Annotated in this window: 7 protein-coding genes; 6 read left to right on the forward strand and 1 reads right to left on the reverse strand. The window is 42.7% G+C overall.

Annotated features, from left to right (window positions below):
• Positions 1–262, forward strand: a 262-nt coding sequence (locus tag VLN09_RS05940; RefSeq protein WP_325244611.1) for a DsrE family protein, incomplete at its 5' end; no start/stop codon positions are given.
• A 78-nt stretch (positions 263–340) separates the two neighbouring features.
• Here the strand turns inward: VLN09_RS05940 and VLN09_RS05945 are convergent.
• Positions 341–1,288: an alpha/beta hydrolase gene (locus VLN09_RS05945; protein WP_325244613.1), complete on the reverse strand. Its 948-nt coding sequence runs from the start codon at positions 1,286–1,288 to the stop codon at positions 341–343.
• Between the two features lie 258 nt (positions 1,289–1,546).
• Here VLN09_RS05945 and VLN09_RS05950 point away from each other — a divergent pair, with 258 nt between their 5' ends.
• The 5 genes from VLN09_RS05950 to VLN09_RS05970 form a co-directional block, all read left to right on the forward strand.
• A complete protein-coding gene (locus tag VLN09_RS05950; protein ID WP_325244615.1) occupies positions 1,547–1,801 on the forward strand; it encodes a DUF2798 domain-containing protein in 255 nt (84 codons plus the stop codon).
• A gap of 81 nt (positions 1,802–1,882) precedes the next feature.
• Positions 1,883–3,013 (forward strand): DUF2157 domain-containing protein, encoded by a 1,131-nt coding sequence (locus VLN09_RS05955; protein WP_325244616.1) that lies wholly within the window; start codon positions 1,883–1,885, stop codon positions 3,011–3,013.
• Positions 3,006–4,202, forward strand: coding sequence for a DUF4401 domain-containing protein (locus VLN09_RS05960; RefSeq protein WP_325244618.1), 1,197 nt, complete (start codon positions 3,006–3,008; stop codon positions 4,200–4,202). Before VLN09_RS05955 ends, VLN09_RS05960 begins: the two co-directional genes overlap by 8 nt.
• Positions 4,199–4,882, forward strand: coding sequence for a GDYXXLXY domain-containing protein (locus tag VLN09_RS05965; RefSeq protein WP_325244619.1), 684 nt, complete (start codon positions 4,199–4,201; stop codon positions 4,880–4,882). The genes VLN09_RS05960 and VLN09_RS05965 overlap by 4 nt, the downstream gene beginning before the upstream one ends.
• A gap of 125 nt (positions 4,883–5,007) precedes the next feature.
• The coding region (locus tag VLN09_RS05970) for a zinc-binding dehydrogenase (protein WP_325244621.1) at positions 5,008–5,945 on the forward strand (938 nt) is incomplete at its 3' end.

The raw sequence follows: 5,945 nt of genomic DNA on the forward strand, positions 1-5,945 counted from the left end.
ATCAGTCATATTGATGGTGGACGCGGTATACTTGGCATTGCCAAATGCTTTAGATAACGTCGACATTGGCGATCCCTTTGAACCTGCTGGCGAATTGCTAGAAGCCTTTATCGAAAAAGGTGGTCAGGTATTGGTTTGCGGCGCATGTATGAAACACAATGGCGTAGAAGAATCAGCTATTGATAAACGCTTCACTGTTATCAGTGGTGACGATGTGGTTGAGCTGCTGATGAATGCAAAAGGCTCTTTGCAGTTGAACTAAAAATACAAGCCAAGCAATTCTGTAGTGGCATAATCAATATTTGGAGCAGTGACCGCTTAAAAGATAATAGGTAAATGACTATTTTTTTAGCGCTTCACGAAACGCTTTATAATCATTCGCCGTTTGCTTCACAGCCTCTATCATTGGTACATGACCAATCTCTGGCATCGTAATCACTTCTGATTGTGGAATGATTTCTTTTATCAGCGTGACCGTTTCAGGCTTGATTACTTTATCCTTCTCACCCCAAACCACCAGCGTTGGAATATTATACTCAGCGATAACCTTGGCGCGTTCCTCGACATTGTCTCCAAGTATTTGCGCGAGTATTTCGGATTCTAGTGCTTTATTAGCGATACGTTCTTGCGCGAATACGGCTTTTACGGACTTAGGAATATAAGGCGGCTTAGACATCACAAAGTCATACATATTGTAAAAGTCTTCCGTCTTATTGATTAATAGCGGATTGTTCTCAAGGGTTGCGCCTTCTAATGATTTCGGCACACCCACTGACCAAAAGCCCGCACTATCTATCAGCCACAGACTTTTGACTTCTTTAGGATACTTCGCAGCATAAGCCACACTGATAGCGCCGCCCATCGAATTGCCACTGACATGAATGTCGGATGCTAAGCCCTTAGCTTGTAGTAGCTCGTGTAAGCGCGTTGCTTGCGCCTCCGAACGGTAGTCTGCTGTTATAGGTTTGCTAGAGTCACCAAAGCCGAGCAAATCAGGAATGATCAGGTTATAGTTCTCTAACTGCCTAGCAATACGGGTAAAGTTGTCTTTATTACCACCAAAACCATGAATCAATAATAAAGGCTCACCTGCTACATTGCCGTTTTCGGCATAGACCATTTTATCACCAGAATTCAATATCAGCGCTTTTACAGCTAAGTCAGATTTTGAGCGTTCATACTGAATAATCTTTTGCGTGGTATTTACCGCCAAGGTATTAGGCACTGTGGTACAGCCGACGACTGCAAAGCTTAACAGAGTGGCAAGGCCTAGGCGTTTTAATAGCATCGAAATATCATATCCTATGTATGTTGTTAATTTCATGTATCGTAGCAGAAATAACCAGCTTTAGTTTGCTAAAAATTAGAATACTCTCATTTTTAGAAATGAAATAATGGTTCTTAAAATATAACGAACCTTACTATTGGTAATAACGATTTTATCCACTCATCAGCATACGATATCATAGTCAGTAATGAAGCCTCATAACGCTATTAATCATCATGCATTGAGCGTAACCATCACCGCGCAGGACAACTCAACACTATGGCAAACTTCCCTAGCATCAGAATACGCACACGGCGTAAGTACTATCGTCTTATCTTTACTGGTCTGATGGCGCTGATGATGTCACTTATCATCTCATCTGCTCTGCTACTGGTTAAAGTAGGGTTCGTCGATGGCTTCTTTATGGAATTAATGCACTCATGGGGACTGGCCTTTGTCTTTGCGTGGCCAAGCGCCTATATCTGTGCTTATCTGGTACAAGAGCACGTACTCAGTCGGATTGAGTTTTATTAAACACCTGCATTATTTTAATACATTATCTTCTTATAAAAACCGCTAAGATAGCCTTAATACTGTCTTTAATGAGAAGATATTATGAGTCAATCACGGCGTACTATTGAACAGTTGCTAAAGCGCAACATTCTTCCAATTGCAAACGCAGATGCGGCGTCAACTCAGCTAAAAGTCTACCCAAGCGCGCGTACTTGGCTGACGTTTTTTGATAAAGCACTGTTGATTATCGGGGCTGTAGCGCTGGTATTGTCGCTGATGTTTTTTGTTGCCTATAACTGGCTAAATATGGGCAAGATGGGTAAATTCGCTTTGGTTGAAGCGGGATTGGTCATTAGTATTGTGCTTTATGTGGCGCTGTCTTTTAGGCAACGATTTCAGCTGATCCGGCAGTTATTACTCCTTATCGCCAGCGTCATAACAGGTAGCTTATTGGCGCTGTTTGGACAGGTATATCAAACCGGCGCTGATACGTGGCAGCTGTTTTTTGCTTGGGCAATACTCATTACGCCGTGGGTCATGATTGCGCGCTTCCCTGCGCTTTGGCTATTATGGCTTGGGCTAATAAACGCAGGTCTGATGCTATATCTAGATGTGGCGGATTTATCACTTATTAACGATATATATCAAAGCATGACTCAAGTAGGAATGCTCGCGCTCATCAATTTTATTGCCTTCAATCTATGGCTTATCAGTATTGATAAGCAAAAATCTCAAACAGTCTCTACCGATAAAGTATCTACCTATAAATCCCGTACCCATGAAGCTTCCGCTCCTCTCATTACTAGCAAAATAAACCAACTCACCAAATCCAGCTTGCACTGGAGTACTTATCTCGTCGGTCTGCTCAGTACCTATTTTATTAGCTATTTGGCGATTGTGCCTGTCTTTGAAAATGACAGTAGCTTAGCAATACTTATCTCTGCCATATCATGGCTTAGCTGGTGCGGATTTATGCTATGGCGGTTTTATCAGCGCCGTGTTGATTTACTGATGCTGACTTATCTGTCATTTTCTATCATTACCGTGGTGATGTTTTGGGTAGGAGAATCGCTATTAGATGACTTCGATGCGGGTGGGTTTTTAACCTTAACCTTACTCCTGATCGGGATGAGTTCAGCAGCAGTTGTTTGGCTACGTAAGGTGGCGCGTCTACAGAACAGCAATCGCTATAAAGATGCAGCTCATACTATAAGAGGCGCTGACCATGAATAACGATAAACAGACGCTGTTGAAATTAAAGAAGCTTGGCTTAATTCATGAGGACTTTATTGCTGAAAGCTCGGCTAATAGCAGCTTTGCTCGCGCTGATATGGATGGTCATACTTTAAATAACCATAACCTTGAAGACGATAATCCTTGGTTTATACAAGTATTTTTTGGTTTTAGTGGCTTTGTAGCCAGCTTATTTTTTATTGGCTTTTTAACCTTGATGCTGCAAAACACAGGGGCTCTTGAAAGCACGATAGCGACTTTTTTGATTGGCATGCTATTAAATGTAGGCAGCTTTATTTTATTTAAAAGCCAAACAACCCGTCGTAGTATGTTTTTAAATAGCTTGGCTTTTACGCTGAGCGTTGCCGGTCAAGCCTATGTTATGTATGCCTTAGTCAGTGGCGATATCGAGCATCCATTGGGTGTGTGGTTGTTTTTATTTATTCAAAGTGCCCTAACCTTTATCGTGCCAAACTTTATGTATCGCTTGCTCAGTAGCTTGGTTGCCTTAGGCTGCACGGTATATTTACTCAATGACTATCAGCTGCCTGAGTTGAGCTTGGGCTTATTGGCGCTGATTGCTATTATCAGTCATTTACAACGTTATCGCCTATTGCAGCACGCGCCTGTTAAATGGCGAGCTGGCGCTTTTGATAGTATTAAAGCCATTGGATATGCCAGTGCGATGATGCTGTTAGGTGTGTCTGTATATTTTATCGCAGCGGAATATAGAGGTAGCTTTAACAATGATAGTGAGGCGTTTCGTTATAATTATTATCTTGCACAAAGCCTGCTTACTCTTGCCAGCTTTTATGCTGCTTACTTAATATTGAAACGTTATCACCCCAAACCTTTTTCTTCAGTAAGTATCGTTATTTCCAGTATCGTTTTCGGCATTATCCTACTTTTAGGTATCCTATCGCTTTATGTTTCAGGCCTACTGGCAACCAGCCTTATCATCATTATCGCTGTTGCCAATAACCAACGCCTATTGCTCGGACTCGGTATTACAGCCTTGGTCAGTTATATATTTTGGTATTACTACCAGCTCGATACGTCTTTATTGGTCAAATCTGCCTCTATGCTGCTCATCGGTATCGCGTTATTACTTATACGCTGGCTGCTTATCAAAGGCTATCTTGCAAAGATAAAGCCGAGCGCTAACGACAATCAGGAGCGCCTGCCATGACTCATAAAATTTTGACCAAGCGCTTGATTGAGGAAACATCGAGCACACATTGGCTACAAAAACCGGCAGTCACGATTGTGGTTTCCCTACTTGGATTGGCGTTGGTACTCGGTGTGATGACGATGAATATCATCAAGTATGAAGCCCATCTAAATACTGGCGATACCATATTATTAGAGCTAGCGCCTATCGATCCGCGCGGCTTTATGCAAGGTGATTATATGGCACTTAGCTATGCATTAGAGCGTGATATTTTTGCAGCGTTGCGACCAGAAAAACATCAAGAAGACTTAGAGAATTTAGAAAGCTTAGAGAATTTGCAGCCAGATTTCCGACCTTATAAACCCAGTCAAGGTTATGTGATCGTAAAACTTGATGCAAATAACGTTGGGCATTTTGTGCGTTTAGCTAATAGCAATGGTGACGCCACCAATAATAACAGTCATAAAAAATTAGCCGCAAACGAGCGAGCTATTTATTACCGTGTTCGTAATGGCAGCGTGATACTTGCGACCAATGCTTTCTTCTTTCAAGAAGGTCACGCCAAATCGTTTGAAGCAGCAAAATATGGTTTATTTCGGGTAAATGAGAAAGGCGAACCGTTATTAACCGAGATGGTAGATGGTAATTTTCAGATCATTCAAGGCAAAGCCGAATCAGCTGATGACTCCTCTCTTTAAATAATGGAAGCTGGCTAGGTAATAACCTTCATTAACCAAATTGATATTGCGATAGACGCACGTGACTTGTTACTGTTGCTAGTGGTTTTTAATTATTCATTCAAAAAATAAATAAAGGATTTATCATGCGCAGCGCAACTTACGACCATTTTGGCAAACCAGCAGAAGTACTCAGCATCGGCGACCGCCCTACTCCAGAGCCCAAAGCCAATGAAGTCCGCGTCAAAACCATCTTGGCCTCCATTCATAATCACGACTTACTCACCATTCGTGGTAAATATGGCTTTAAACCCGAGATGCCTGCCATCGGTGGTAGTGAAGCAGTCGGTATCATCGATGCGGTCGGTAGCGACGTCAAAGATTTAAAAGTTGGTCAACGTGTCGCAGCGGCCAGTGTGCAAGCGACTTGGGCAGAGTATTTCGTTGCCGTAGAAGATATGGTATTTCCTGTACCCGACAGCTTAAACGATGAGATGGCAGCACAATTGATTGCCATGCCACTAAGCGCTTTAATGTTGCTTGAGTTCTTAGAATTACAAGCTGGTCAATGGGTTATTCAGAACGCCGCCAATGGCGCAGTCGGTAAGTCACTCGCCATGCTAGCAGCAGCGCGTGGGGTAAAAACCATTAACGTGGTACGCAGTAACGATGCGGTAGCAGAGCTAGAAGCTATCGGGGTCGAAAATAATATCAATACCGAAGATGATGACTGGAAAGAGCAAGTAAAATCCATCCTTGGTGACGACAAAATCAGCGCAGCGGTTGATTCTGTCGGCGGTGAAGACAGTGGTGCTTTATTATCACTGCTCGGTCATGGCGGCACATTTGCCGTATTTGGTGCGATGTCCGGTAAGCCGATGATGCTTAATCCGACCGATATGATCTTTAAGCAAGCCGTACTCAAAGGCTTTTGGGGCAGTAAACTTAGCCAAGAGATGAGCGTCGAGAATAAACAGCGTTTGGTTGATGAGCTGATAGACCGCGCTGTTAGTGGTCAGTTAAAACTACCAACGGAAGCGACATTTGATTTGGCGGATATCTTAAAAGCGGTCGATGGGAAAAT

Source organism: Psychrobacter sp. (assembly GCF_035469765.1).
Classification (GTDB): Bacteria; Pseudomonadota; Gammaproteobacteria; order Pseudomonadales; family Moraxellaceae; genus Psychrobacter.